Origin of the sequence: Phycicoccus sp., from assembly GCF_035325325.1 — a bacterium.
Taxonomy (GTDB): Bacteria; Actinomycetota; Actinomycetes; order Actinomycetales; family Dermatophilaceae; genus Phycicoccus.
This window is the reverse complement of record NZ_DAOLAC010000033.1, coordinates 17,857-41,325: the sequence shown is the minus strand read 5'-3', so window position 1 is coordinate 41,325 and position 23,469 is coordinate 17,857. Positions and strand designations below refer to the sequence as shown.

Annotated in this window: 26 protein-coding genes; 11 read left to right on the top strand and 15 right to left on the bottom strand. The window is 73.7% G+C overall.

Features of this window, described 5'->3' with window-relative positions; genetic code table 11:
* Window positions 1-31 precede the first annotated feature (31 nt).
* Complete coding sequence (locus PKA89_RS16260; protein WP_324421228.1) at window positions 32-835, top strand: class I SAM-dependent methyltransferase; 804 nt, start codon at window positions 32-34, stop codon at window positions 833-835.
* Here PKA89_RS16260 and PKA89_RS16255 read toward each other — a convergent pair.
* From PKA89_RS16255 to PKA89_RS16215, 9 genes are all read right to left on the bottom strand, one after another.
* Complete coding sequence (locus PKA89_RS16255; protein WP_324421227.1) at window positions 820-1,155, bottom strand: DUF2516 family protein; 336 nt, start codon at window positions 1,153-1,155, stop codon at window positions 820-822. The genes PKA89_RS16260 and PKA89_RS16255 overlap by 16 nt on opposite strands.
* 16 nt (window positions 1,156-1,171) lie before the next feature.
* Complete coding sequence (gene dtd / locus PKA89_RS16250; RefSeq protein WP_324421226.1) at window positions 1,172-1,597, bottom strand: D-aminoacyl-tRNA deacylase; 426 nt, start codon at window positions 1,595-1,597, stop codon at window positions 1,172-1,174.
* Window positions 1,594-2,616, bottom strand: coding sequence for an asparaginase (locus tag PKA89_RS16245; protein ID WP_324421225.1), 1,023 nt, complete (start codon window positions 2,614-2,616; stop codon window positions 1,594-1,596). The genes dtd and PKA89_RS16245 overlap by 4 nt, the downstream gene beginning before the upstream one ends.
* Before the next feature lie 132 nt (window positions 2,617-2,748).
* On the bottom strand, window positions 2,749-3,453 hold the full coding sequence (locus PKA89_RS16240) for a hypothetical protein (protein ID WP_324421224.1): 705 nt from the start codon (window positions 3,451-3,453) through the stop codon (window positions 2,749-2,751).
* 85 nt (window positions 3,454-3,538) lie between these two features.
* Complete coding sequence (locus PKA89_RS16235) at window positions 3,539-3,913, bottom strand: helix-turn-helix transcriptional regulator (RefSeq protein ID WP_324421223.1); 375 nt, start codon at window positions 3,911-3,913, stop codon at window positions 3,539-3,541.
* A 638-nt stretch (window positions 3,914-4,551) separates the two neighbouring features.
* The gene (locus tag PKA89_RS16230) at window positions 4,552-5,046 is read right to left on the bottom strand and encodes a DUF4395 domain-containing protein (RefSeq protein WP_324421222.1); all 495 of its coding nucleotides are present in this window, start codon (window positions 5,044-5,046) and stop codon (window positions 4,552-4,554) included.
* Window positions 5,047-5,197: 151 nt separating this feature from the next.
* The gene (locus tag PKA89_RS16225) at window positions 5,198-6,058 is read right to left on the bottom strand and encodes a 3-keto-5-aminohexanoate cleavage protein (protein ID WP_324421221.1); all 861 of its coding nucleotides are present in this window, start codon (window positions 6,056-6,058) and stop codon (window positions 5,198-5,200) included.
* Window positions 6,059-6,132: 74 nt separating this feature from the next.
* Entirely contained in the window at window positions 6,133-7,164 is a 1,032-nt protein-coding gene (locus PKA89_RS16220; protein ID WP_324421220.1) for a folate-binding protein, read from the bottom strand.
* Window positions 7,161-7,580: a Fur family transcriptional regulator gene (locus tag PKA89_RS16215; protein WP_324421219.1), complete on the bottom strand. Its 420-nt coding sequence runs from the start codon at window positions 7,578-7,580 to the stop codon at window positions 7,161-7,163. The genes PKA89_RS16220 and PKA89_RS16215 overlap by 4 nt, the downstream gene beginning before the upstream one ends.
* 58 nt (window positions 7,581-7,638) lie before the next feature.
* On the opposite strand from PKA89_RS16215, the gene PKA89_RS16210 reads away from it, so the two are divergent.
* Window positions 7,639-8,727, top strand: a complete 1,089-nt coding sequence (locus tag PKA89_RS16210; RefSeq protein ID WP_324421218.1) for an LCP family protein — start codon at window positions 7,639-7,641, stop codon at window positions 8,725-8,727.
* Between the two features lie 38 nt (window positions 8,728-8,765).
* On the opposite strand, the gene PKA89_RS16205 is transcribed toward PKA89_RS16210, so the two are convergent.
* Entirely contained in the window at window positions 8,766-9,275 is a 510-nt protein-coding gene (locus PKA89_RS16205; protein WP_324421217.1) for an FABP family protein, read from the bottom strand.
* A gap of 12 nt (window positions 9,276-9,287) precedes the next feature.
* On the opposite strand from PKA89_RS16205, the gene PKA89_RS16200 reads away from it, so the two are divergent.
* Entirely contained in the window at window positions 9,288-9,659 is a 372-nt protein-coding gene (locus PKA89_RS16200; protein ID WP_324421216.1) for a DsrE family protein, read from the top strand.
* A 63-nt stretch (window positions 9,660-9,722) separates the two neighbouring features.
* On the opposite strand, the gene PKA89_RS16195 is transcribed toward PKA89_RS16200, so the two are convergent.
* Window positions 9,723-10,637 (bottom strand): hypothetical protein, encoded by a 915-nt coding sequence (locus tag PKA89_RS16195; RefSeq protein WP_324421215.1) that lies wholly within the window; start codon window positions 10,635-10,637, stop codon window positions 9,723-9,725.
* 16 nt (window positions 10,638-10,653) lie between these two features.
* The gene (locus tag PKA89_RS16190; RefSeq protein WP_324421214.1) at window positions 10,654-10,959 is read right to left on the bottom strand and encodes a MoaD/ThiS family protein; all 306 of its coding nucleotides are present in this window, start codon (window positions 10,957-10,959) and stop codon (window positions 10,654-10,656) included.
* 21 nt (window positions 10,960-10,980) lie between these two features.
* Between PKA89_RS16190 and PKA89_RS16185 the strand changes: the two genes are divergently transcribed.
* From PKA89_RS16185 to pstB, 8 genes are all read left to right on the top strand, one after another.
* A complete protein-coding gene (locus tag PKA89_RS16185) occupies window positions 10,981-11,697 on the top strand; it encodes a response regulator transcription factor (RefSeq protein ID WP_324421213.1) in 717 nt (238 codons plus the stop codon).
* Entirely contained in the window at window positions 11,698-12,594 is an 897-nt protein-coding gene (mshD, locus tag PKA89_RS16180) for a mycothiol synthase (RefSeq protein ID WP_324421212.1), read from the top strand.
* Window positions 12,595-12,823: 229 nt separating this feature from the next.
* Window positions 12,824-15,145, top strand: a complete 2,322-nt coding sequence (locus PKA89_RS16175) for an RNA degradosome polyphosphate kinase (protein WP_324421211.1) — start codon at window positions 12,824-12,826, stop codon at window positions 15,143-15,145.
* A gap of 50 nt (window positions 15,146-15,195) precedes the next feature.
* Complete coding sequence (locus tag PKA89_RS16170) at window positions 15,196-16,098, top strand: NUDIX hydrolase (protein ID WP_324421210.1); 903 nt, start codon at window positions 15,196-15,198, stop codon at window positions 16,096-16,098.
* 225 nt (window positions 16,099-16,323) lie between these two features.
* Window positions 16,324-17,433, top strand: a complete 1,110-nt coding sequence (gene pstS / locus PKA89_RS16165; RefSeq protein ID WP_324421209.1) for a phosphate ABC transporter substrate-binding protein PstS — start codon at window positions 16,324-16,326, stop codon at window positions 17,431-17,433.
* Between the two features lie 124 nt (window positions 17,434-17,557).
* A complete protein-coding gene (gene pstC / locus PKA89_RS16160) occupies window positions 17,558-18,502 on the top strand; it encodes a phosphate ABC transporter permease subunit PstC (protein WP_324421208.1) in 945 nt (314 codons plus the stop codon).
* A 134-nt stretch (window positions 18,503-18,636) separates the two neighbouring features.
* Window positions 18,637-19,626: a phosphate ABC transporter permease PstA gene (gene pstA, locus PKA89_RS16155; RefSeq protein ID WP_324421235.1), complete on the top strand. Its 990-nt coding sequence runs from the start codon at window positions 18,637-18,639 to the stop codon at window positions 19,624-19,626.
* Window positions 19,627-19,660: 34 nt separating this feature from the next.
* Window positions 19,661-20,440, top strand: coding sequence for a phosphate ABC transporter ATP-binding protein PstB (pstB, locus tag PKA89_RS16150; RefSeq protein ID WP_324421207.1), 780 nt, complete (start codon window positions 19,661-19,663; stop codon window positions 20,438-20,440).
* Window positions 20,441-20,541: 101 nt separating this feature from the next.
* Here the strand turns inward: pstB and PKA89_RS16145 are convergent, their stop codons facing one another.
* From PKA89_RS16145 to PKA89_RS16135, 3 genes are all read right to left on the bottom strand, one after another.
* Window positions 20,542-21,573, bottom strand: coding sequence for a hypothetical protein (locus tag PKA89_RS16145; protein ID WP_324421206.1), 1,032 nt, complete (start codon window positions 21,571-21,573; stop codon window positions 20,542-20,544).
* A 212-nt stretch (window positions 21,574-21,785) separates the two neighbouring features.
* Window positions 21,786-22,781 (bottom strand): inorganic phosphate transporter, encoded by a 996-nt coding sequence (locus tag PKA89_RS16140; RefSeq protein ID WP_324421205.1) that lies wholly within the window; start codon window positions 22,779-22,781, stop codon window positions 21,786-21,788.
* Between the two features lie 6 nt (window positions 22,782-22,787).
* On the bottom strand, window positions 22,788-23,411 hold the full coding sequence (locus PKA89_RS16135) for a DUF47 family protein (protein WP_324421204.1): 624 nt from the start codon (window positions 23,409-23,411) through the stop codon (window positions 22,788-22,790).
* Between the last annotated feature and the right edge of the window lie 58 nt (window positions 23,412-23,469).

Sequence of the window (23,469 nt, the reverse complement as noted above, 5' to 3'; positions counted from 1 at the left end):
CGCCCCCGTGCGCGCGGCCTACGCTGGTGCGGTGGCCGTCCAGCGCCCCGTCGGGGTCATCACCCGGGGGACGACGAACCCGAACCGGCTGCGCCGCTGCGACCGGTGGCTCGCGGGTCCGCAGGCGTGGCGGCTGCGCCGGGCGCCGGCCACGCCGGTCGTCGTCGACCTCGGGTACGGCGCGTCACCGGTCACGGCCCTCGAGCTGCACGACCGCCTGCGGCGCGTGCGTCGCGATGTCGAGGTCGTCGGCGTCGAGATCGACCCGGACCGGGTGGCGGCGGCCCGGCCGCTCGAGCGTCCCGGGCTGCGGTTCGTCCGCGGCGGGTTCGAGGTGCCGGTCCCCGGGGGGCGCCGGCCGGTCCTCGTGCGCGCCTTCAACGTGCTGCGCCAGTACGCGGAGGACGAGGTGGAGCCGGCCTGGGCGACGACGGTGGCCCGGCTGGCCCCGGACGGCCTCCTCGTCGACGGCACCTGCGACGAGCTCGGCCGGCTCGCCGCCTGGGTGGCGGTCGGGGCGGGCGGCCCCGAGTCGCTGACGCTGTCGTGGCGGCTGCGGGGGCTGGAGCGGCCGGGGGTCGTCGCGGAACGCCTGCCGAAGGCGCTCATCCACCGCAACGTGCCGGGTGAGCCGGTGCACGCCCTCCTCGCCGCCCTCGACGAGGCGTGGCTGCGGCAGGCGCCGCTCGCGTCCTACGGTGTGCGGCAGCGGTTCATCGGCACGGCAACCGCGGTGCGGGACGCGGGGTGGCCGGTGCTCGGCGGGCCGTCCCGGTGGCGCCTCGGGGAGCTGACGCTCGCCTGGGACGCCGTCCGGCCTCACCAGGGGCCGTAGGGACCCTGCCGTCCGCCGCCACCGCCGCGCCCGGTCACCTGGTCGAGCGCCGGCCGGACGTCGGCGAGGTAGACGCCCGCCCCGATGATCGCCGCGATGCCGAGCAGGCCGAGCGCCCGCGAGTTGCCGACCGTGATGAAGCCGAGGAGGGCCGCGACGCCGGTGACGAGCAGCCAGAAGTTCTTCGTGCGCTTCCCGGCGGCGACGAAGGCGTCGGCGCGCCGGCGGACGCAGTCGACGAGGGCCCACAGCTCGACCCCGAGGGCGACGACCGACAGCACGAGGATGACGACGTACTGGGCGTCGGCGAGCGCGTTCATGGGTCCAGCCTAGGTGTCAGACGTCGAGGACGATCGTCACCGGGCCGTCGCCGACCAGCTCGACCTCCATGTGCGCCCCGAACCGGCCGGTGGCGACCTCGACCCCGCGCCCGCGCAGGGCATCGGCGACGGCGTCGACGAGCGGCTCGGCGACCGGGGCGGGGGCCGCGGCGTTCCACGACGGGCGGCGGCCCTTCCGGGTGTCGGCGTAGAGGGTGAACTGGCTGACGACGAGCACCGGCGCGGCCTCGTCGAGGACGGAGCGCTCGCCGTGGAGGATGCGCAGCTCGGCGATCTTCCGGGCGGTCGTCTCGACCTGGGCGGGTCCGTCGTCGTGGGTCGCGCCGACCAGCGCGACGAGACCGGGCCGGGTGATCTCGCTCACCACCTCGCCGTCGACCCGGACGGCGGCCCGGCTCACCCGCTGGAGGACCGCCCTCATCCGGGGTCCCGGTCGATGCCGACGGCGACGACCGCCCCGACCGGCTCGCCGTGGCCGAGGACCGGGGCGTCCTCGAGGCGGTCGTAGGCGGCGGACTCGACGCCCAGCCGGCGGAGCACGGCGGCCAGGACGACCGGGCGGGCCCGCTGCCCGCCGTCGGCGACCTTGAGGGCGACGCCGCGGCCGTCGGGCAGCCCGACGGCGTAGACCGACTCGGCGCCGTCCTTGGCGACCACGCCGGCCGTGCCCCGCATCAGCGCGGTCACGTCGCGCCGGGAGCCGCCGACGAGCTCGGGATGGGTCCGCATCGCGGTCGCGACGAGGCCCTCGGGGGTGGCGGGGTCGGCCGTCGCGACGCGCCCGAAGGCGCGGGCGAGGCCGGCCAGCGAGATCGCCATCACCGGTGCGCCGCAGCCGTCGACGGCCGTGGCGGCGACCGGCTCGCGGGCGAGGTCCTCGATGGTGTCGGCGACGGCCCGCTGGAGCGGGTGCCCCGCGTCGAGGTACGTGGCGGTGTCCCAGCCGGCGACGCGACAGGTCGCGAGCATCGCCGCGTGCTTGCCCGAGCAGTTCTGGGCGAGCGGGCGGGCCGAGCGCCCGGCGGCGACCCACACGTCGCGCTCCTGCGGGTCGTAGGGCAGGTCGGGGGTGTTCTGGAGGTCGGCCTCGGTCAGGCCGGCGGCGGCGAGCATCTCGCGGACGCCGTCGAGGTGGACGGGCTCGGCGCTGTGGCTCGCGCACGCGAGCGCGAGGTGCGCCACCGGGAGGCGGAGGCCGGCGCGCAGCATCGCAAGCGCCTGGAGCGGCTTGTTCGAGGAGCGCGGGAAGACCGGGTCGTGCGGGTCGCCCCACGCCTCGAGGAGCGAGCCGTCGGGGCCGGTGACGGCGATGCTGGCGCGGTGCGGGGCCTCGACGCCCCCGCCGCGCACGACGGGGGCGAGGAGGGGGGCGTCGGCGGGGGCGGGGGGGGTGGGTCGCGCGGGGGGTGGGGCGGCGGGGCGGGGGTCCTGCGTGGGCACCCGCCGACCCTAGCGCCGGGGGCCGCGGCGGCCTCCCCCGCCCACGGCCCCCACCGGTCGAACGACGAGAACATGCCGTGCTCCCTGACGGGTGCACGGCATGTTCTCGTCGTTCGTCCGGGGCGTCCCGGGTCAGTCGCCGATCTTCTCGGCGGCCTTCTCGGCGGCCTTCTCGGCGGCCTGCGCGGTCTTGCGCGCGCTCGTCGTGGCGCCCTTGGCGGAGGAGGTCGTCCGCTTGCTGGCCTTCTTCGTCGTCGTGCTGGTGCGCTTGGCGGCGGTGCGGGTGCGCTTGACCGACGCGGCGACCTCGGTCTGGGCCTCCTTGGCCTCCTCGGCGACGGAGTCGGTGAGGACGGTGGCGACCTTGGCCATCTCGTGGCGGCCGGTGGTGATGGTGGCCTTGGCCGAGCGCTCGATGTCCGCGGCGGCCTTGCGGGCCGTGGTCACGGCACCCTTGGCCTGGGCCACGGTGGTCTCGGCCTGCGCGACGAGGTCCTTGGTGGACTGCTGGGTGCGGATGCGGTTCACGATGCTCTTGCCGCGGGTGGCGAGGTCGGCGTAGCCCTCGGTGACCTTGCCACCGACGACGAGGCCCTGGTTGAGGGCGAGCGCGGGGAGCTCCTTGACCTGCTCGGTCACGGCCTCGACGCGGGCCTGGAGGGCGGCCGGGGTGAGGTCGGCGCGAGCGGCCTCGGCGCGCTTGGTCAGCTCGGCGCGGCGGGCCTCGGCGCGCTTCTGGGCCTCGCGGACCTTCTCGACGGCGAGGTCGGTGGCGCCGGCGAGGGCGTACAGCGGAGTGGTGTCGACGGTCTTGCGGAGGTCGTCGATGACGGCCATGGCGTGCTCCTTCGGATGGTGCGGTGCGGACGTGGTGCGGTGGTCTGGGGGCCCGGTCGGCGACGCTGCCGGGGGCGGTGCGGCCTCAGGGCCGGGCGTCGTCCTCGACGTAGGACAGGTAGATGTCGAGGAGGGTCTTCTTCTGCCGGGCCGTGAGGAGGGGGTCCTCGGCGATGGCCCGGCGGACGTCGGGGGCCTCGGTGGCCGGCGCGGCGTGCTCGGCGTCGAGGATTCCGGCGCGGACGTAGAGGGACTCCGCCGACACCTCTAGGCCCTTCGCGAGCTGTTGGAGGATCTCGGCGCTCGGGCGCTTCAGACCCCGCTCGATCTGGGAGAGGTAGGGGTTGGAGACCCCCGCGAGCTCGGACAGCTGACGGAGGGAGAGGCGGGCGGCCCGGCGCTGGTCGCGCAGGTACTCGCCGAGGCTCTCGCCCAGGTCGTTCAGCGGATTCTTGCTCACGCGTCCATTGTGCTTGCTCCAGTTAGCACATTGCAAACTGAGGCAAGCGTGAGGCCCGCCACACCGCCGCCCGGAGACCTCGTCGGCGGCCGATCCTCCATCCAGCCGGCCGTCGTGGGCCGTTCGCCGGGGACTATCGGTTGCCCACCCTCACGAAGCATCCCCGACGAGCGGTGACGTGCACCACCGCTCGGGGCATCCCAGACGGACGGCCCTGTGCGCCACCCCTCGACGCATCCACGACGAGCGGCGCGGTGCGCCCTCACCCTGCGCATCCCCGACGAGCGGTGACGTGCACCACCCCTCGACGCATCCACGACGAGCAGCGCCGTGCTCCCTCACCCTGCGCATCCCCGACGAAGGGCGACGTGCGCCACCCCTCGACGCATCCACGACGAGCGGCGCCGTGCTCCCTCACCCTGCGCATCCCCGACGCACGGCCATGTGCGCCACCGCTCGGGGCATTCACGACGACAGCCTGTTTGCCCCACCGCCCGGTGCAACCGACCGCTCGTCGGGGATGCGTCACGTCAGCGGGCATCCGATAGGACGCGACAGGAGTGGTACCCACCCGGCGGCCGCACCTCACGCTCCGGATCGAGCGTCGACCGGCCGGACCGCCTCGCGGGGCGGGAGGCTCAGGCGGCCGCGGGCTCGCGGCGGCGAAGGGTGATGTCGGCGCACTCGACGCAGGTGTCGTCGGAGACCAGCCCGACCCGCATGAGCTGCCCGAAGACGAAGCAGCCCGCGCAGAAGCCGACGAACGCCTCCAGCGCGGCGAACCCGAGCAGCACGGCGAGCAGTCCGATGGTCACCACCGGCGTCCCGAGCACCCACGCCACCGTCGCGGCGGTCGTGAACGCCAGGCCCACGCCCTGCGCGAAGCGCTTCGGCGCACCGGAGACCATCCGCGCGGCGCCGAGCCGCGGGGCGAGCACCTTCGTCGCGAGCTGCCCGAACGGGTCGACGCGCGGCCCGGACGCGACGCGGAGGGCGAACCCGACGGCGAGCACGGCGCTCAGCCAGAGCCATCCCGTGGCGAGCGCGACCGCCGTGACGAGCACGACCATCGCCGCGACGGCCCGCGCCGCCTTCTCGTTGACGACGGCCGGGAATCCGATAAGGGAACGCATGCTCGCCATAACCACCAATTATGGGATGGCATTCCGTCCGCGCCCAGCGGGGTCCATCCCTCGGACCGGCGCGAGTACCCGCGAACGGGTGTGAACCCGCCGAACCGTCCCGGCGGGTCCACGCCCGTTCGCGAAAGGGCCGTCGACCCGCTCAGCGGCCGGAACGCCGCTCCTTGACGCCGAGCAGCTCGCGGGCCTCGGTGCAGGTGAGCGGCGGCCGCTGCAGCAGCGTCGCCAGCTCCGCGGCGCGGGCCACCAGCTCGTCGTTGTGCTCGACCACCTGGCCGCGCCGGAAGACGACGTTGTCCTCCATCCCGACCCGCAGGTGCCCGCCCGCGGAGAGCGCCGCCGCCATGACCGGCAGGTGCCCGCGCCCGATGCCCGTCGCGGACCACGACGTGACCTCCTCCGGCAGCATCGCCACCCCGGCCATCAGGGCGGCGGTCGTCGCGGGCATCCCGCCCGGCACCCCGGTGACGAAGTCGACGTGCACCCGTCCGCCGAACGGCAGTCCGTGCGTGTCGAGCAGCCGGCGCAGCGCGTGGACGTGCCCGAGGTCGAACAGCTCGAACTCCGGCACGACCTCGCGCTCCTGCGCCTGGACGTAGAGATCGCTCATGAACGGCCACGGGTTGAGGAACACGTCGTCGCCGAAGTTCGTCGTGCCGCAGGTGAGCGAGCAGGAGTCGGGCTCCGCGTCGAGCACGGTGAGCCGCTGCTCGAGGGGGTCGTGGACCGAGCCGCCGGTCGAGAGCTGGACGACGAGGTCGGTCGCCTCGCGCACCGCGTCGACGGCCGCGCGCAGGTGGCCGGCGTCGAGGGTCGGCCGGTGCTCGGCGTCGCGGATGTGCAGGTGGATGAGGGAGGCCCCCGCCGCCTCGCAGCGGACCGCCGTGGAGACGACCTCCTCGAGGGTCGTCGGCAGCTGCGGGAGGTCCGCCTTCGCGTGCTCGGCCCCGGTCGGCGCGACGGTGATGAGCGTGCCGGTCACCCCGGCGGACGACGTCGTCATGCCGTCATCCTGTCAGGGCGGGGCAGGCCCGCGCCATCCGGCCGGACCGGACGCGAACCGGAAGATCTGCGGCGTCAGCCCGTGACGACGACGGTCTGTGCGGCGGCGATGCCGTCGACGAGGAACTCCGCGTCCTCAGGGACCGACCGCTTCACGACCGCGAGCGCCACCGGGCCGTCCTCGTGGTGCCGGGCGACCGAGGTCAGCCGGCCCACCTCTCGCTCGCCGAGCAGCACCGGCGACCCCACGGCCGGCAGCACGTGCCCGGAGCCGTCGAGGTGGAGGAAGACGAGCCGGCGCGGCGGGCGCCCGAGGTTGTGCACCCGCGCGATCGTCTCCTGCCCCCGGTAGCAGCCCTTGTGCAGGTGCACCGCCGTGCGCAGCCAGTCGACCTCGTGCGGGATGGTGCGGTGGTCGGTCTCGAGCCCCAGCCGCGGTCGCCACGCGGCGACGCGCAGTGCCTCGGCGGCCCAGGTGCCGGCCAGCGGCCGGTCCCCGACCGCCGCCTCGAGGCCGTCGCGCGGCACGAGCAGCTCGCGCCAGGCCCGCCCGGCCCCCGGGTGCCCGTCGACCGGCCCGTAGGCGACGGTGTCACCGACCAGCCCGGGCCACGGGTCGACCCAGGCCAGCGGCTCGCCGTCGGCCGACTCGCTGCCCATCGGCTCCCCGAGCACGGCCCACTCCGCCGACACGTCGGCGACCTCGACCCGGAGCATGAACCGCATCGACTCCAGCCACGCGACGAGCGCCGCCGCGGTGCCCGGCTCGACCCCGAGCCACGTCGTCGTGCCGTCGTCGACGACGTGCAGCGCGTGCTCGACGTGCCCCTTGGGTGACAGGACGAGCGACTCGCGCGAGGTGCGCGGTGCCAGCCCGGTGAGCTCCTGGGTCGTCATCGAGTGCAGCCAGCTGAGCCGGTCCGGGCCGGAGACGGTGACGACGCCGCGGTGCGACAGGTCGACGACGCCGAGCCCCTCCTCGAGCAGGCGCTGCTCACGGACCGGGTCGCCGTAGTGCGCGGCGACCCCGGCGTCGGGCCCCTCGCCCTCGACCGCGCCGTGGCGGTCGAGGAGCGGCGAGGGGGCGATGTTGACGGATGCGGTCACGGGTCCTCCCGGCAGGTGCGGCACAGCCCGTGGACGGCCGCGTGGCTGACGTCGGCGGCGAAGCCGAGCTGGTCGTCGACCCGCGCCACGAGCTCGTCGGCGGCGTCGAGCGGCATCTCGCCGACCCACCCGCAGCCCCGGCAGACGAGGTGGAGGTGGGTGGCGTGCTCGGCGACGTGGTAGCTGGGCGTGCGGTGGTCGACGTGGGTGTGCCCGACGAGCCCGAGCTCCTGGAGCGCGTCGAGCGAGCGGTAGACGGTGGAGACCGGCAGGGCGCCGGCGCCGTCGGAGGCGACCGACTCGGCGATCTCGTCGGGGGTGCCGTGGCCGAGCCGCCCGACGGCGGCGAGCACCCGCTCGCGCTGGGTCGTCAGACGCTTGCCGCGGGCCCGCAGCCGCTCACCGAGGTCGCTCACCCCTCCAATGTAGGCGGGTCGGCCTGCACCCTCGACGAAGGCTTCCTATACTGCTCCAGTGAGTGACCGGAACATCGACCTGCTCGGCTTCGACGTCGCCGAGTCAGATGAGGGGTCGGGGGGCCACGACGAGCAGACCCGACGCCAGCGCCGCACGCCGCCCCGGCGGCGGCGACTCCGACGAGCACTGATCATCGCCGGGGTGCTCGTCCTCCTCGTCGTGCTCTCCGTCGGGGGATATGTCGGCTACCTGGGCTGGAAGGTCTCCGGCAACGTGACCCAGGCCGAGCTGCTGCCCAGCGCACCGCCGCCCACGACGGCCCTGGACGGCACCCCGATCCAGGTCCCGGCGGCCGGCAACGGGACGAACTTCCTCGTCGTCGGAGCCGACAGCCGCGGCAAGAACGACCGCGGCCGGGCCGACGTCATCGTCCTCGTCCACGTGCCGGCCGACCCCACGTCGATCCAGATGATCCACTTCCCCCGCGACCTCTTCGTCGCCATCCCCGGCCACGGCAAGAACAAGATCAACGCCGCGTACGCGTACGGCGGCGAGCCGCTGCTCGTCGAGACGATCCAGAACCTCGTCGGCATCAAGATCGACCACGTCGCCCGCACCGACTTCGACGGCTTCAAGAACATGACCGACGCCGTCGGCGGCGTGCGCGTCTACGCCGAGGAGCCCAACGACGCCTCCGGCAACGGCGGCACGGCCATCAAGAAGGGCTGGAACGACCTCAACGGCACCCAGGCCCTCGCCTTCGTCCGCGAGCGCTACGAGCTGAGCCAGGGCGACATCTCCCGCGGCCGCCGGCAGCTGGCGTTCGTCAAGGCGCTGCTCCTCAAGGCGACGAGCCCGGAGACGATCCGCAACCCGCTGGCCATCGCCCGGTTCGCCGACGCCGCGACGAAGAACCTCGTCGTCGACAAGGGCCTGAGCATCGGCGTGATGAAGGACTACGCGCTCGAGCTGCGGCACATCCGGGCCTCGGACGTCGTCTTCGCCACCGCACCGTTCACCGGCTTCGGCAGCGACCCGAACGCCGGCAGCATCGACATCGTCGACACCCAGGGCATGAAGCTGCTCGGCGACGCGCTGCGCAAGGACAGGATGGACGACTACCTCGACGTGTTCGTGACGCCCTGAGGCCGGGCCGGCCGGCGTCACTCGCCGGCCGGCCGGCGTCACTCGAGGCGCTTGAGCTCCGCGGAGACGTGGGACTGGAGCGGCTGTCCGACGGCCGCCATGTCCATGACCCACATGAGGTTGGAGTTGACGTACCCGTAGAGCCGGTGCGCCGCGGTGTACTCCTTGGCGTCGGGGCTGCGCATCACGCCGTCCGTGCGCACCTCGACCTTCGCGGGCTCGGCCACTCCGGCGTACATCTCGACGAAGCCGGTCGGGTGGGCGAGCAGCAGCTCGACGTTGGAGCCGTCGCTCGAGCCGGAGACCGGGCGCCAGAAGCCGGTCTCGGTCGCGAGCGGGCGCACCTGGTTGCCGTCGTCGTCGAGGAGCCACGTGCGCGAGTCCCAGCGGAGGAAGCGCCGGCCGTCGTGGCTGCAGACGACCTCCTGCCCGAAGCGCACCGACTCGATCGTCGGGTAGCCGACGACGCCGGCCCCCGCCCAGGTGCCGACGAGCCAGGCGAGCGGGGCGAGATCCTCGTGGAGGGAGGTGTCGAGCGTGAAGACCATACGCTCCAGTCTATGGATGACCGCGCCGAAGCCCTCGTCGTCAAGGTGACCTGCGGGGTCGAGGCCCCCGAGCGCCTCGCCCAGGGGTTCACCGTGGCGGCCACGGCACTCGCCTCGGGCCTCGGGGTCAGCCTGTGGCTCACCGGCGACGCCTCGTGGATGGCGGTGCCGGGCCGGGCCGAGACCGTGGAGCTGCCACACGCCGCTCCCCTCGCCGAGCTGCGGGACGCGGTGCTCGAGGCCGGCCGGCTCACGGTCTGCGGGCAGTGCGCCGCCCGGCGCGACCTCGGGGAGGGCGACCTCGTCGCCGGGGCGACGATCCGCGGGGCGGCCGCCTTCGTCGAGGAGGTCGTCGCCCCGCGCACCCGGGCCCTCGTGTACTGACCCGACCGGGGGCGGACCGACGGGGCGGACCGACGGCCCTGTCGGCCGGACACGGCCGACGTGTCAGCCGAGGACGAGAGAGACGCCGTAGGCGACGACGCCGGGGACGAGCACCGCGGCGGCGCCCACCGCCAGCTGGCACCGGATCGCGGTGACCGGCGGCAGGACGACGAGCATCCGGCGCAGCGCGTGCGAGACGGCGGCGGCGAGCACCCCGACGAGGGCCGCCGTGCCGGGACGCGGGCTGCCGAGGACGCTCGCCGCCACGACCGCACCCGCGGCGCCGAGCACCATCGTCAGGGGCAGCAGCCAGGCCCGCAGCCGTCGCCGGCCGGCGGCGAGGTCGACGAGCGCGCCGACGGCCACGGCCACCAGCGCCGCGGTCGCGAGATCGGTGGGCCGGGCCGAGCGGGCCAGCGGCAGCCACGTCGTGCCGACCGCCACGAGGCCGATACCGAACCCCGTGACGCCGATCGACTCGGTGAGCCGGGGCCGCCCGTCACGGCGGACGATCTGGTGGACGAACATGACCCCGAGGGCGACCGCCAGCGCGACGGGGACGAGGCGCAGCCACGGCTCGTCGGTCGTCGCGGCGCCGGCGGCGGGAGCGAGGACGCCGGCGACCCCGATGGCCAGCGCGGAGCCGAACCGGCTGGAGCTGCCGAGCAGCCGGGGCCATCCCCACGCGAGGACGAGGCCGGTCCAGGCGAGCACACCGGCGAGGACGACCGGGTCGGTGCGCAGCGCCGGCACGAGGAGCGCGGCGAGGACGACGGTGACGAGCACGACGACCGGACGCGGGACGGTCGCCATCTCGGGCAGGACGGGGTTGCGGCGCAGGGCCTCCAGCCGGGCCCGGCGACCGGCGCGGGTCTCGGGCTGGGACCGCTCGGGGCGCTCGGGCTCCGGCGGGCTCGCGGCCTCGTCGGCGGGCCCGGGCGTCGCCGGCTCGGCCGCCGGCCCGGTCTCCTCGTCCACGTCCGGCATCCTCGCATCACCCGCCGGCGAACGGCGGGAGCACCTCGACGACGGCCCCCGGCGGCACGGAGTCGTCGCCGGACGCGGCGAGCCCGTCGACGAGGAGCGAGCACACGGGCAGCACGGAGCCGAGGGCCGGGTGGGCGTCGGCGAGCGCCGCCGTCAGCGCCCCGACCGAGCCGGGCACGGGCAGCGTCTCGGCGTCGACCCCGGCGGCGGCCCGGGCGCCGGCCCAGTAGCGCACGGTCACCGCGCCGGCCGTCGCCGACCCGGGCGTGGCCCGCGTCCCATCAGGGGCCGAGGCCCCGTGCCGTGCGTCCATGACCGCCTATCCTGTGGGGCGATGGCCCACCTGCTGCTGTTGACGAACACCTTGGCGCCCGCCGCCGAGGTCCTGCCGGCGCTCGGGCTGCTCAGCCACCATGTTCGCATCCTCCCGGCCGAGGCGTCGGCGCTGGTCGACGCCCCCGAGTCCGACGCCGTCCTCGTCGACGCCCGCCGCGAGCTCGCGATGGCCCGGTCGCTGTGCCGGGTCCTCACGACGACGGGGGTCGCCGCCCCGCTGCTCGCCGTCGTCACCGAGGGCGGGCTGGCCGGGCTGACGAGCGAGTGGGGCATCGACGACGTGCTCCTCGACACCGCGGGTCCGGCCGAGGTCGAGGCCCGGCTGCGGCTCGCGGTCGGGCGCCGCGCCGAGACCGCCGAGGACGAGACCGGACCGATCACCGCCGGGGCCCTCGTCATCGACGAGGCGACGTACTCGGTGCGGCTGCGCGGGCGGCTGCTCGACCTCACGTACAAGGAGTTCGAGCTCCTCAAGTACCTGGCCCAGCACCCGGGCCGCGTCTACACCCGGTCGCAGCTGCTCCAGGAGGTGTGGGGCTACGACTACTTCGGGGGCACGCGCACCGTCGACGTCCACGTCCGCCGGCTGCGGGCCAAGCTCGGCACCGAGCACGAGCTGCTCATCGGCACGGTCCGCAACGTCGGCTACCGGTTCGTCCCCGAGGCCGCCGAGGCGGCCGAGGGCGCGGTGGACCTCGAGGAGGTCGAGGGCTGAGTGGCGGCCACCGAGCGGCTCGACGCCGTCGACGACGCCACCGTGCCCGCGGTGCGTGCACTGTGGGGACGGGCCGAGGAGGCCGACGGCGTCGGAGCGGTGTCCGAGGCCTTCCGGATGGCGCTGGGCGCGGCCCGCCCCGGGGTCGTGCACCTGCTGCGGCGCGACGGCGAGCGGCTCGTCGGGTACGGCCAGGTGGCGGAGGCCGGCTCGCCGGACGCCGTCGCCGAGCTCGTCGTCGACCCGGCGGCCCGGCGCCGCGGCCACGGCCGGGCGCTGCTCGACGCCGCGCTCGCCGAGGGCACGCGCTCGGTCTGGGCGCACGGCGACCTCGACGCGGCGCGGGCGCTGGCGGTGGCCGCCGGGCTCGACCGCCGCCGCGAGCTCTACCGGATGACCCGCCCGCTGACGTCCGCCGACGCCGTCGACCCGGTTCTCCCGGAGGGCTACTCGGCACGCTCCTTCGAGCCGGGGCGCGACGACGAGGACTGGGTCGCGCTCAACGCCGCCGCCTTCGCGAGCCATCCGGAACAGGGCCGGCTGACCCTCGCCGACCTCCACGAGCGGATGGCCCAGCCCTGGTTCGACGCCTCGGGGTTCGTCCTCGTCGAGCGCGCCGGCCGGGTCGTCGCCTTCCACTGGACCAAGGTCGAGCCCGGCCCCGGGGAGGGACCCGGTCGGGTGGGTGAGGTGTACGTCGTCGGGGTCGACCCGGCCGAGCAGGGGCGCGGGCTCGGCGGTCCGCTCACCGCGCTGGGCCTCGCGCACCTCGCCCGGCGCGGGCTCGCCGAGGTCGAGCTCTACGTCGACGGCGACAACACCGCCGCCCGCCGCACCTACGCGCGGCTCGGGTTCGTCGACGCCGCCGTCGACGTCCAGTACGCCGTCCGCGGCTGACCCCCTTCCCCGCCACCGGGCTACGGCGCAGTACGGGCTGTGCCGGGCTACGGCGCAGTAAGGGCTGTGCCGGGCTACGGCGCAGTACGGGCTGTGCCGGGCTACGGCGCAGTACGGGCTGTGCCGGGCTACGGCGCAGTAAGGGCTGTGATGACGACGAGTACTGCGCGGTAGCCCGCCATCGTGCGCGGGCCTTCCGCATCGGCCGCGACCTGACAGGATGGAGGTCATGACGGAGCAGACGACGGTCGACCCGGAGGCGCACGACGACGCGACGGCGCGCGACGCCGCCGCGGAGGCCTCGGCGGAGGCCGCGATCGTCAGCGAGGTGTCCATCGCGAGCGCGTCGGCCACCGAGACCCGCCACCAGCAGCAACCTCGGGGCACGAACGGCCGGTTCGTCCGCAGCGCCCACCACGCGGAGCACGTCGACGAGGACACCCTCCCCGCCGACCGCTTCCTCGACCGCGAGATCTCGTGGCTGCAGTTCAACGAGCGCGTGCTGCAGCTGGCCGGAGACGAGAACGTGCCGCTGCTCGAGCGCGCCCGCTTCCTCGCCATCTTCGCGTCCAACCTCGACGAGTTCTTCATGGTCCGGGTCGCCGGGCTCAAGCGGCGCATCGCCACCGGCATCGCGATGCGCTCGGCGTCCGGGCTCGAGCCGCGCGAGGTCCTCGAGCAGATCTCGCTCGTCGCCCACGAGCTGATGACGATGCAGGCGCGGGTCTACGCCGAGCAGGTGCGCCCGGCCCTGGAGAGCGAGGGCGTGACCATCGTCCGCTGGGACGCCCTCTCCGACGACGAGCGCGACCGGCTCGCCACCGTCTTCACCGACCGCCTCTTCCCCGTCCTCACCCCGCTCGCCGTCGACCCGGCCCACCCGTTCCCGTACATCTCGGGCCTCTCGCTCAACCTCGCCGTCATCCTCGTCAACCCGCGCAGCGGCAAGGAGCACTTCGCCCGCGTCAAGGTGCCGCCGATGCTCCCGCGGCTCGTGCGCGTCGAGCCCGGCCCGGACGAGTCGCCGCTGGCCGACATGTACGACACCCGGTTCGTGCCTCTCGAGGACGTCATCGCCGCCCACCTCGACCACCTCTTCCCCGGGATGGAGGTGCGTGAGCACTTCACCTTCCGGGTCACCCGCAACGAGGACCTCGAGGTCGAGGAGGACGACGCCGAGAACCTGCTCACCGCGCTCGAGCGCGAGCTGACCCGCCGGCGCTTCGGCCCCCCGGTGCGGCTCGAGGTCGAGGAGGCGATCGACGACCACGTCCTCGACCTCATCGTCCGCGAGCTGGGGGTGCACCCGAACGAGGTCTACCGGCTACCGGCGCCCCTCGACCTGCGCGCGCTCAACGTCATCGCCGACCTCGAGCGCTCCGAGCTGCACTTCGAGCCGTTCGTCGCGCGCACCAACGCCGACCTCGCCCCGACCGAGTCGGCCAAGGCCCGCGACATCTTCGCCTCCATCCGCAAGCAGGACGTCCTGCTCCAGCACCCGTACGACTCGTTCTCCACCTCGGTGCAGGCGCTCCTCGAGCAGGCCGCGGCCGACCCGCACGTCCTCGCGATCAAGCAGACCCTCTACCGCACGAGCGGCGACAGCCCGATCATCGACGCCCTCATCGACGCGGCCGAGGCGGGCAAGCAGGTGCTCGCCGTCGTCGAGATCAAGGCCCGCTTCGACGAGGAGAACAACATCTCCTGGGCCCGCAAACTCGAGCACGCCGGCGTCCACGTCGTCTACGGCATCGTCGGCCTCAAGACCCACGCGAAGCTCTGCCTCGTCATCCGCCAGGAGGCCGAGGGGATGCGCCGGTACTGCCACGTCGGCACCGGCAACTACAACCCGAAGACGGCACGGCTCTACGAGGACCTCGGCCTGCTCACCGACGACGCGCAGGTCGGCGAGGACCTGAGCCGGCTGTTCAACCAGCTCTCGGGCATCGCGCCGCGCAGCAAGTTCCGCCGGCTCCTCGTCGCGCCGCGCTCGGTGCGCTCCGGGCTCGTCGCCCACATCCACCAGGAGATCGAGCACGAGCGCGCCAACCCCGGGTCCGGGCTGATCGACTGGAAGGTCAACTCGATCGTCGACGAGCAGCTCATCGACGCCCTGTACACCGCCTCCCAGGCGGGGGTCCGGGTGCGGCTCTGGGTCCGCGGCATCTGCGCCCTGCGGCCCGGGGTGCCGGGGCTCTCGGAGTCGATCGAGGTCCGCTCGGTGCTCGGCCGCTTCCTCGAGCACTCCCGGGTCTTCTGGTTCGGTGGCGGTGGCGAGCCGGTCGCGTACATCGGCAGCGCCGACATGATGCACCGCAACCTCGACCGCCGCGTCGAGGCGCTGGTGCGGCTCACCGACCCGCGCCACGTCGACGACCTCCGGGCGCTCATGGAGCGCGGCATGTCCGACCGCTACTCGCACTGGGCCCTCGGCCCGGACGGCCGCTGGACCCGCCACCACCTCGACGACGAGGGCCAGCCGCTCGAGGACCTCCAGTCCGCCCTCGTCGAGATGCACGCGAAGCGTCGCCGCAAGGCGCGGCGCCGCTGACCGGCTCGATGCCGACGACGATCCCCGCCGCGGGGACCCTGCCTTGGCGGGTGCACGACCACACCCTCCAGGTCGCCCTCGTGCACCGGCCGCGCTACGACGACTGGGCCTGGGCCAAGGGCAAGCTCGACCCGGGCGAGGAGTGGGCGCCGGCCGCCGCGCGGGAGACGCACGAGGAGACGGGGCTGGAGGTGCGGCTCGGGGTCCCGCTGCCCGAGGCCCGGTACACGATGCTCGACCGCGACGGGAAGCCCGCCGACAAGGTCGTGCGGTACTGGGCGGCGCGGGTCGTCGGCGGTCACGGCCGGCTGGTCAACGAGGTGGACGACGTCGCGTGGCTCGACCACCGCGCGGCCCACGACCGCCTCGACTACGCGCGCGACCGCGACCAGCTGCGGGCCCTCGTCCGCCACCACCAGGCCGGCACCCTCGACACCTGGCCGTTCGTCGTCGTCCGCCACGCCCACGCCGTCGGCCGCGGCGCCTGGAGCGACCCGGACGACACGCTGCGCCCGCTCGACGGCCCCGGGCACGCGCGGGCGGCGGTGCTCGTCGACGTCCTCGGCGCGTACGCCCCGGAGCGGGTGGTCAGCTCGCCGTCGGTCCGCTGCGTCGACACCGTCGCCCCCTTCGCGGCGGCAGCGGGACTGCGGGTGCGGACGCGGCCCGGGCTGTCGGAGGAGGGCTTCGCCGAGGACCCGGCCAAGGCACCGCGCCGGGTGCAGAAGCTGCTGGCCGCGGGGCGCCCCGTGGTCCTCTGCTCGCACGGTCCGGTGCTGCCCGCGGTCCTCGACGTCCTGACGCCCCTGGCCGGCGACGCGACGGCGGAGGACCGCGCGCGGCTGGCCGCCGCGAGCGACGCGAAGCTGGCCAAGGGCGAGGCGCTGGTCTGCCACGTGGCCGGCCGCGGTGCCGCCGCGCGGGTCGTCGCCGTCGAGCGCCACCTCCCCTGACAGCCGGCCGCGGCGTCGTCCCGGCTCGCGGGGTCCGCCGGGCGGTCCGCGGCCCTTGACCGGGCGGTCGTGCAATGGCCCGCCGTCGTTCACGCCTCGTTCACCGCGTACGGCCCGACGCGTCATCCACCGTTCCTACGTTGCCGGTGTACGACCACGAGGGTCCTCTTCGGTGCCTCCGAGGGGGAACCCGGGTGGCCCCCCATCCGTAGAGAGGCACTACCCGTGAAGCGCACCACTTCGGCCCGGGCGGCGGTCCCCGTCGCACTCGCCATCTCCCTGACCCTCGCGGCCTGCGGCGCCGCGAACGAGGACAGCGGGTCCGGATCCAGCTCGTCGGGCTCGGCGAGCGGTGGCACCACCGTCTCGGGCACCATCGCCGGTGCGGGCGCCAGCACCCAGACCGTGGCCCAGCAGACCTGGAAGGCCGGTTTCGAGGGCTCGAACCCCGACGCGACCGTCAACTACGACCCGATCGGCTCGGGCGGCGGGCGTGAGCAGTTCCTGGCCGGCGCGACCCAGTTCGGCGGTTCCGACGCCTACCTCAAGGACGAGGAGCTGGCGAAGGTCCCCTCGACCTGTGGCGAGGTCATCGAGTACCCGGTCTACGTGTCGCCCATCGCGATCGCCTACAACCTCAAGGGTGTCGACAACCTGAAGCTCGACGCCACGACGCTCGCCAAGATCATGAAGGGCGAGATCAAGAAGTGGAACGACCCGGCGATCAAGGCGCTCAACGAGGGCGTCGACCTGCCGGCGACGACCGTGGTCCCGGTGCACCGCAACGACGAGTCGGGGACGACCCAGAACTTCACCGACTACCTGCACGCCGTCGCCCCGGACGTGTGGACCGACAAGGCCAGCGGCGAGTGGCCGATCTCCGGTGGTGAGTCCGCCAAGGGCACGCAGGGCGTCGTCCAGGCCATCACCGCCGGCGACGGGTACATCGGGTACGCCGACGCCTCCCAGACCGCCGAGCTCGGGAACGCCGAGATCAAGGTGGGCACGAGCTTCCAGGGCCCGAGCGCCGAGGCCGCCGCGAAGATCATCGACGAGTCCGAGCGGGTGTCCGGCCGCGGCAAGTACGACTTCGCGATCGACATCAAGCGCGATGTCGCGTCCGAGGGCGTCTACCCCATCGTCCTCGCGTCGTACACGCTGGCCTGCACGAAGTACGCGGACCAGAAGACCGCGGACCTCGTCAAGGCCTACCTCACCTACACGGTGAGCCCCGAGGGCCAGCAGGCCGCGGCCAAGGCGGCCGGCAGCGCGCCGATCAGCGACAGCGCGACGAAGAACGCCCAGACGGCCATCGCCGCCATCTCCGCGGGCTGACCGGGTGCGGCGCGGAGGTCGTCCCACGGGACGGCCTCCGCGCCTCGCCACGCCAGCCCGACGGCGGGCGGGCGAGCCCCGGCTCGCGCGGCCCGCCACCGACGGACAGACCAAGGAGAGACCTGTGAGCACCACATCGGACAAGCCCGGGGTCGCGCACGACGCACCCCGGTACGGCGACCGGATCTTCGCCGGAGCGGCGACCGGTGCCGGTGTCCTCATCCTCCTGGTGCTGGCCGGCGTCGCGGGGTTCCTCCTGTGGCAGGCACTCCCGGCACTGACCGCCTCGCCCGCGGACGTCCGCGGCGGGGAGGGGCTCGCGCACTACATCTTCCCGCTCGCCTTCGGCACCATCCTCACCGCGCTCATCGCCCTCGTCATCGCGACGCCGCTCTCGGTCGGGATCGCCCTCTTCATCACCCACTACGCCCCGCGGCGGATCGCGATCGCGCTCGGCTACGTCGTCGACCTGCTCGCCGCCGTGCCGAGCATCATCTACGGCCTGTGGGGCGTCTACGTCGTCGCGCCGGCATCGGTCCCGGTGGCGACCTGGCTCTCGACCTGGCTCGGGTTCCTCCCGTTCTTCGGGCCCGACCCGAGTGCCTCCGGTCGCACGACGCTCGTCGTGGGCGTCGTGCTGGCGATCATGATCCTGCCGGTCATGACGGCCGTGAACCGCGAGGTCTTCCTCCAGACGCCACGGCTGCACGAGGAGGCGTCCCTCGCCCTCGGGGCCACCCGGTGGGAGATGATCCGCCAGGCCGTCCTGCCCTTCGGGCGGTCCGGCGTCATCTCGGGGGCGATGCTCGGACTCGGGCGAGCCCTCGGGGAGACGATGGCGGTGGCCATCATCCTGTCCGTCGCCGCCGGGGTGCACTGGGACATCATCGGCACGGCGAACTCGGGCACGATCGCCGCCGACATCGCCCTGCAGTTCCCCGAGTCCAGCGGACTCGACGTCAACACCCTCGTCGCGTCCGGGCTGGTGCTGTTCTTCATCACCCTGCTCGTCAACATGGCCGCGCGGTGGGTCATCGCCCGCCGGTCCGACTTCTCGGGAGCGAACTGATGCCCGACACCGACCTCGACGCGCCCGACCAGCCGTCCCTGACGACGGTGCACGAGCCGACGACCTCCACGTCGAGTCCGCTCGGCGGCATGCCCCTCCTGCGCCCCACCCTGCCGCGGCTCGCCCCGCCCCTCATGCTGCTCGCGGCCTTCGCCGTCGCCGTCGTCCTGGGGCTCACCGTCTCGTCGCTCAACCCCGTGGCGCTGCTCGTCGAGACGGCGGTCCTCTACGGCGCCGCGATCTACACGACGAGCGCCGTCGTCGAGGGCCGGCGCAACGCGGTCGACCGCCTCGTGACGGTCGTGGTCACGACGTTCTTCCTGCTCGCGCTCCTCCCCCTCGTGTCGGTGCTCCTCGAGGTGGTCCGCGACGGCTACAAGCGCTTCGACGTCACGTTCTTCACGTACTCGATGCGCGGCGTCGTCGGCGAGGGCGGCGGTGCCTACGCAGCGATCATGGGCACGCTCATCATCACGGCCCTGACGACCGTCGTGTCGGTGCCGATCGGCATCCTGACCGCCGTCTACCTCGTCGAGTACAGCAAGGGCAGCCGCCTCGGCAAGGTCCTGACCTTCTTCGTCGACGTCATGACCGGCATCCCCTCGATCGTCGCCGGCCTGTTCGCGGTGGCGCTCTTCGTCCTCTTCCTCGGGCCCGGCGCGCGTGCGGGCGTCATCGGCGCGGTGGCCCTGAGCGTGCTGATGATCCCGGTCGTCGTGCGCTCCACCGAGGAGATGCTGCGGCTGGTGCCGAACGAGCTGCGCGAGGCCTCGTACGCGCTGGGGGTCTCCCGCTGGCGCACCATCACGAAGGTCGTCCTGCGCACGTCCGTGGCCGGGATCGTCACCGGCGTCACGCTGGCCGTCGCGCGGATCATCGGTGAGACCGCCCCGCTGCTCGTCACGGTGGGGACGACCACCTCCTCGAACACCAACCCGTTCTCGGGCCGGATGGCCACCCTGCCCGTCTTCTCGTACTACGAGTACGCCCAGCCGGGCATCCCGCGCGGGCCGTACCTGGACCGGGCCTGGGCCGCCGCGCTCACCCTCATCATCATCGTGATGGCCCTCAACCTCATCGCCCGCCTCGTCAGCCGGTTCTTCGCCCCGAAGACCGGGCGCTGACCCCCGACCCCCACCGCAAAGGACGACACCGACCGTGGCCAAGCGCATCGACGTCAAGGACCTCGACATCTACTACGGGGACTTCCTCGCCGTGAAGGACGTCACGATGACCATCGAGCCCCGTGCGGTCACGGCCCTCATCGGCCCCTCCGGCTGCGGGAAGTCGACCTTCCTGCGCAGCCTCAACCGGATGCACGAGGTCATCCCCGGCGCGCACGTCAAGGGCGAGGTGCTCGTCGACGACCAGAACCTCTACGCCCCGGGTGTCGACCCGGTGGGGGTGCGCCGTCGGGTCGGGATGGTCTTCCAGCGGCCCAACCCGTTCCCGACGATGTCGATCTACGACAACGTCGTCGCCGGCGTGAAGCTCAACAACAAGCGGATGAGGAAGTCCGAGATGGACGACCTCGTCGAGGGCTCCCTCAAGGGCGCCAACCTGTGGAACGAGGTCAAGGACCGCCTCGCCAAGCCCGGTTCGGGGCTCTCCGGCGGCCAGCAGCAGCGGCTCTGCATCGCCCGGACCATCGCGGTCAAGCCCGACGTCGTCCTCATGGACGAACCGTGCTCGGCGCTGGACCCCATCTCGACGCTCGCCATCGAGGACCTCATCAACGACCTGAAGTCGGACTACACGATCGTCATCGTCACGCACAACATGCAGCAGGCGGCACGCGTCTCGGACATGACCGGGTTCTTCAACCTCAAGGCGACCGGTGAGCCGGGCCGGCTCGTCGAGTACGACGAGACGCAGAAGATCTTCAGCAACCCCGCCGAGAAGGCGACCGAGGACTACATCAGCGGCCGCTTCGGCTGACCGCCCCCGCCCCTGGCCCCCTCCCTGCCGACTCTTCCCGACTTCTCCCGACTTCTCCCGACTTCTCCCGACTTCTCCCGACTTATTGCGGATTACCCACCTCAGGCGGCCCATCCCGGGCCCTTCGAGGTGGGATATCGGCAATCAGTCAGGTCACGACGGCAGCAGCTGCACACGAGCCGGCCGCGGAAGCGCTCCGGGCGAGCCCGCTCGACGGCCGCGGCCCACCGGGTCCGCAGGTCGTCGAGGCGGGACACCGCGTCCACGGTGTCCCAGCGCACCACCTCGAGGCCGAGGTCCCGGACCCTCGACTCCCGCACCCCCTGCGCGACGACCCGGCGGGCGGCCACGACGTCGGCCGGGTCCTCGGGAGGGGCGTCCGCGAGGTACTTCCCCCGCCCGTCCGCCTCTCCCACGACGCCCTGCTCGGCCCAGCCGACGTCCGTGCGGGCCACGAAGCACCCCGCGCCGTCGAGGACCACCACCTGCGGCACACCGGGCGGCAGCCCACACTCGTGGAAGGCCCAGGCACTGAACGACTCGAGCCAGTTCTCCCGACGTCCGTCGGCCAGCTCGAGGAGGGCATCGGCCACGGCGATCCCGGGCCAGCGCCGCTCGTGCTCGCGGATGCGCCGCAGCGCCGGGACCGTCACGAGCCCCCGCCGGAGCGCCCCGTCGACCACGGCGAGCGCGTCACCGGGAGGGAGCTCGCGCAGGCAGTCGATCACCGTGCGCGCCGGGACGAGGTGTGGCGTCCTGCCCTGGATCCAGACATGGGAGGCGGGAGTCGCTCCCCGGTGGAACTGCCGCCAGGAGTCCGCCGAGGAGGTACGAGTGTCGTCGAGGAGCGTCATCGTGGCGCGCTGCGGCGGAGTCGGCGGCATCGGCAGCCCGAGGAGCGCGGCGGCACTGGCGTGGCTGACGATGGCATCCGGCGTGACCCGGGAGGCGGTGCGGGCGAGGGCGAGATGACGCTCCCAGGGGCGCAGCTCCTCCCAGGCGGCGGCGGGGGCGTAGAGCCCGGCGAACACCCGGGTGAGCGCGCAGCTCCTCAAGGCGGCGTCCAGGCGTCGCCCGGTCCATCCGGCGGCGAGGGCCTCGGTCCGGGTGAACGGTGGTGGCGGCGTCTCCATCCGACCACCGTGGTCCGGGCGCGAGGTCCGGTCGAGGTCGCGCGACCGACCTGTGGACGACCGCTCCGGATCCCCCTCCCTGTGGACGGTCCTCGCTGCCACCCGACTTCTTGCGAATCGCCCACCTCGACGGCCCGGTTTCGGCGCCTGATCGGTGGGAAATCCGCAATAAGTCGGCAGCAGGCAGTCGGCAGCAGGCAGCAGCCGGGGGGTCAGGTGAGGGGGGAGAGGACGGCGTAGACGAGGGCCGCGGCGAGGCCGGCGCCCGGGAAGGTCAGCACCCAGGCCACGACGATCGAGCGCGCCACCCCCCACCGGACCGCCTTCGCCGACCGGGTCGCGCCCGCCCCGGTGATGGCCGCCGTGATGGCGTGCGTCGTCGAGATCGGCGCCCCGGTCATCGTCGCCACCCAGAGCACCGACGCCGCCGACGCCTCCGCGGCGAAGCCCTGCGGCGGGTCGAGGTGGATGATCCCGCGCCCCAGCGTGCGCATAATGCGCCAGCCGCCCGCGTACGTCCCGGGCGACACCACGACCGCCGACAGCGCGAGCGCCCACCACGGCACCGAGGTGTCCGACCCGGGCCGGTGCCCTCCGGCCACGAGCGCCAGGACCACCACCCCGGCCGTCTTCGACGCGTCCTGCATCCCGTGCCCGAAGGCCATCGCCGCGGCCGACACCGTCTGCGCGTACCGGAACCCGCGCACCGCCGGCCCGGGCCGCGCCCGCCGGAACAGCCACAGGATGAGGGTCATCAGCGCGAAGCCGCCGAGCAGCCCGACGACCGGCGAGACGACCATCGGGATGACGACCTTGTCGAGGATGCTCTCCCACTTCACCCGCGCCCCGGCCGCGAGCGCCGCCCCACCGAGCCCACCGATCAGCGCGTGCGTCGACGACGACGGCAGGCCGCGCCACCAGGTGAGCAGGTTCCAGCCCGTGGCCCCGACGAGCGCCCCGACGCACAGCGTGATCCCGGTCGCCCCGGCCGGAACCGACACGATGTCGCCCCCGACCGTCTCGGCCACGCGCACCCCGACGAAACCACCGAGCAGGTTCATCACGGCGGCGAGGACCAGCGCGATCCGCGGCGTGAGCGCGCGCGTCGAGACCGACGTGGCGACGGCGTTGGCGGCGTCGTGGAAGCCGTTCGTGTACGTGAACCCCATCGCGAGGACGACGACGAGGGCGGCGGGCCACCAGTCCACGACCGGTCAGGACTCCCGGACCGCGATCGCCTCGACGGTGAGGGCCACCCGCTCGAAGCCGTTCGCCGTCGCCTCGAGCGCGTCGATGATGTCCTTGTGCTTCATCACCGTGATGGGGTCGGCCTTCTTGGCGTTGAACAGCTCCGCGAGCATCCGCCGGTACTGCTTGTTCGCCCGGTTCTCGAGCCGGCTGATCTCGACCCCGTAGTTGCCCATCTCGCGCAGCGAGCGCAGCCGGGGCATGGCGTCGGCGGTCAGCTCGGCCATCCGCGAGATGACCTCGACCTGCTTGGCCACCCGCGGCATCAGCTCCTCGACCTGGTAGAGCACGATGAGGTCGACGGCGGCCTCCATGAGGTCGACGCACCGGTCGAGGGCCACGGCGAGGGCGTGGATGTCCGAGCGGTCGAACGGCGTGACGAACGAGCCGCCGACCTTCCGGACGATGGCGTGCGTCGCGTCGTCGGCGGCGGCCTCGATCTCGTGCATCCGCTTGAGGAGGGCCTCGCGCTCCTCGTCGTCCGCCCCGAGGAGTGCGGTCAGCGCCCCTGCGCCCTCGACGAGCTGGCGCGCGGAGTCGGCGAAGAGCTCGAAGAAGGAGGGGTCCTGCGGGGTGAGGCGAAAGCCCACGACGGTTTCTCCCGGGATGGCCTGGTGCTGGGGTACAGGCTAGGCCAGCGACCACCCC

What these genes read in the sequence shown, in the direction of transcription:
- PKA89_RS16255 (WP_324421227.1), bottom strand. Translation starts at nt 1,155, where the DNA reads ATGAACGCGCTCGCCGACGCCCAGTACGTCGTCATCCTCGTGCTGTCG.
- dtd (WP_324421226.1), bottom strand. Translation starts at nt 1,597, where the DNA reads ATGAGGGCGGTCCTCCAGCGGGTGAGCCGGGCCGCCGTCCGGGTCGAC.
- PKA89_RS16240 (WP_324421224.1), bottom strand. Translation starts at nt 3,453, where the DNA reads ATGGCCGTCATCGACGACCTCCGCAAGACCGTCGACACCACTCCGCTG.
- PKA89_RS16230 (WP_324421222.1), bottom strand. Translation starts at nt 5,046, where the DNA reads ATGCGTTCCCTTATCGGATTCCCGGCCGTCGTCAACGAGAAGGCGGCG.
- PKA89_RS16225 (WP_324421221.1), bottom strand. Translation starts at nt 6,058, where the DNA reads ATGACGACGTCGTCCGCCGGGGTGACCGGCACGCTCATCACCGTCGCG.
- PKA89_RS16205 (WP_324421217.1), bottom strand. Translation starts at nt 9,275, where the DNA reads ATGGTCTTCACGCTCGACACCTCCCTCCACGAGGATCTCGCCCCGCTC.
- PKA89_RS16200 (WP_324421216.1), top strand. Translation starts at nt 9,288, where the DNA reads ATGGATGACCGCGCCGAAGCCCTCGTCGTCAAGGTGACCTGCGGGGTC.
- PKA89_RS16190 (WP_324421214.1), bottom strand. Translation starts at nt 10,959, where the DNA reads ATGGACGCACGGCACGGGGCCTCGGCCCCTGATGGGACGCGGGCCACG.
- PKA89_RS16185 (WP_324421213.1), top strand. Translation starts at nt 10,981, where the DNA reads ATGGCCCACCTGCTGCTGTTGACGAACACCTTGGCGCCCGCCGCCGAG.
- PKA89_RS16175 (WP_324421211.1), top strand. Translation starts at nt 12,824, where the DNA reads ATGACGGAGCAGACGACGGTCGACCCGGAGGCGCACGACGACGCGACG.
- pstA (WP_324421235.1), top strand. Translation starts at nt 18,637, where the DNA reads ATGCTGCTCGCGGCCTTCGCCGTCGCCGTCGTCCTGGGGCTCACCGTC.
- PKA89_RS16145 (WP_324421206.1), bottom strand. Translation starts at nt 21,573, where the DNA reads ATGGAGACGCCGCCACCACCGTTCACCCGGACCGAGGCCCTCGCCGCC.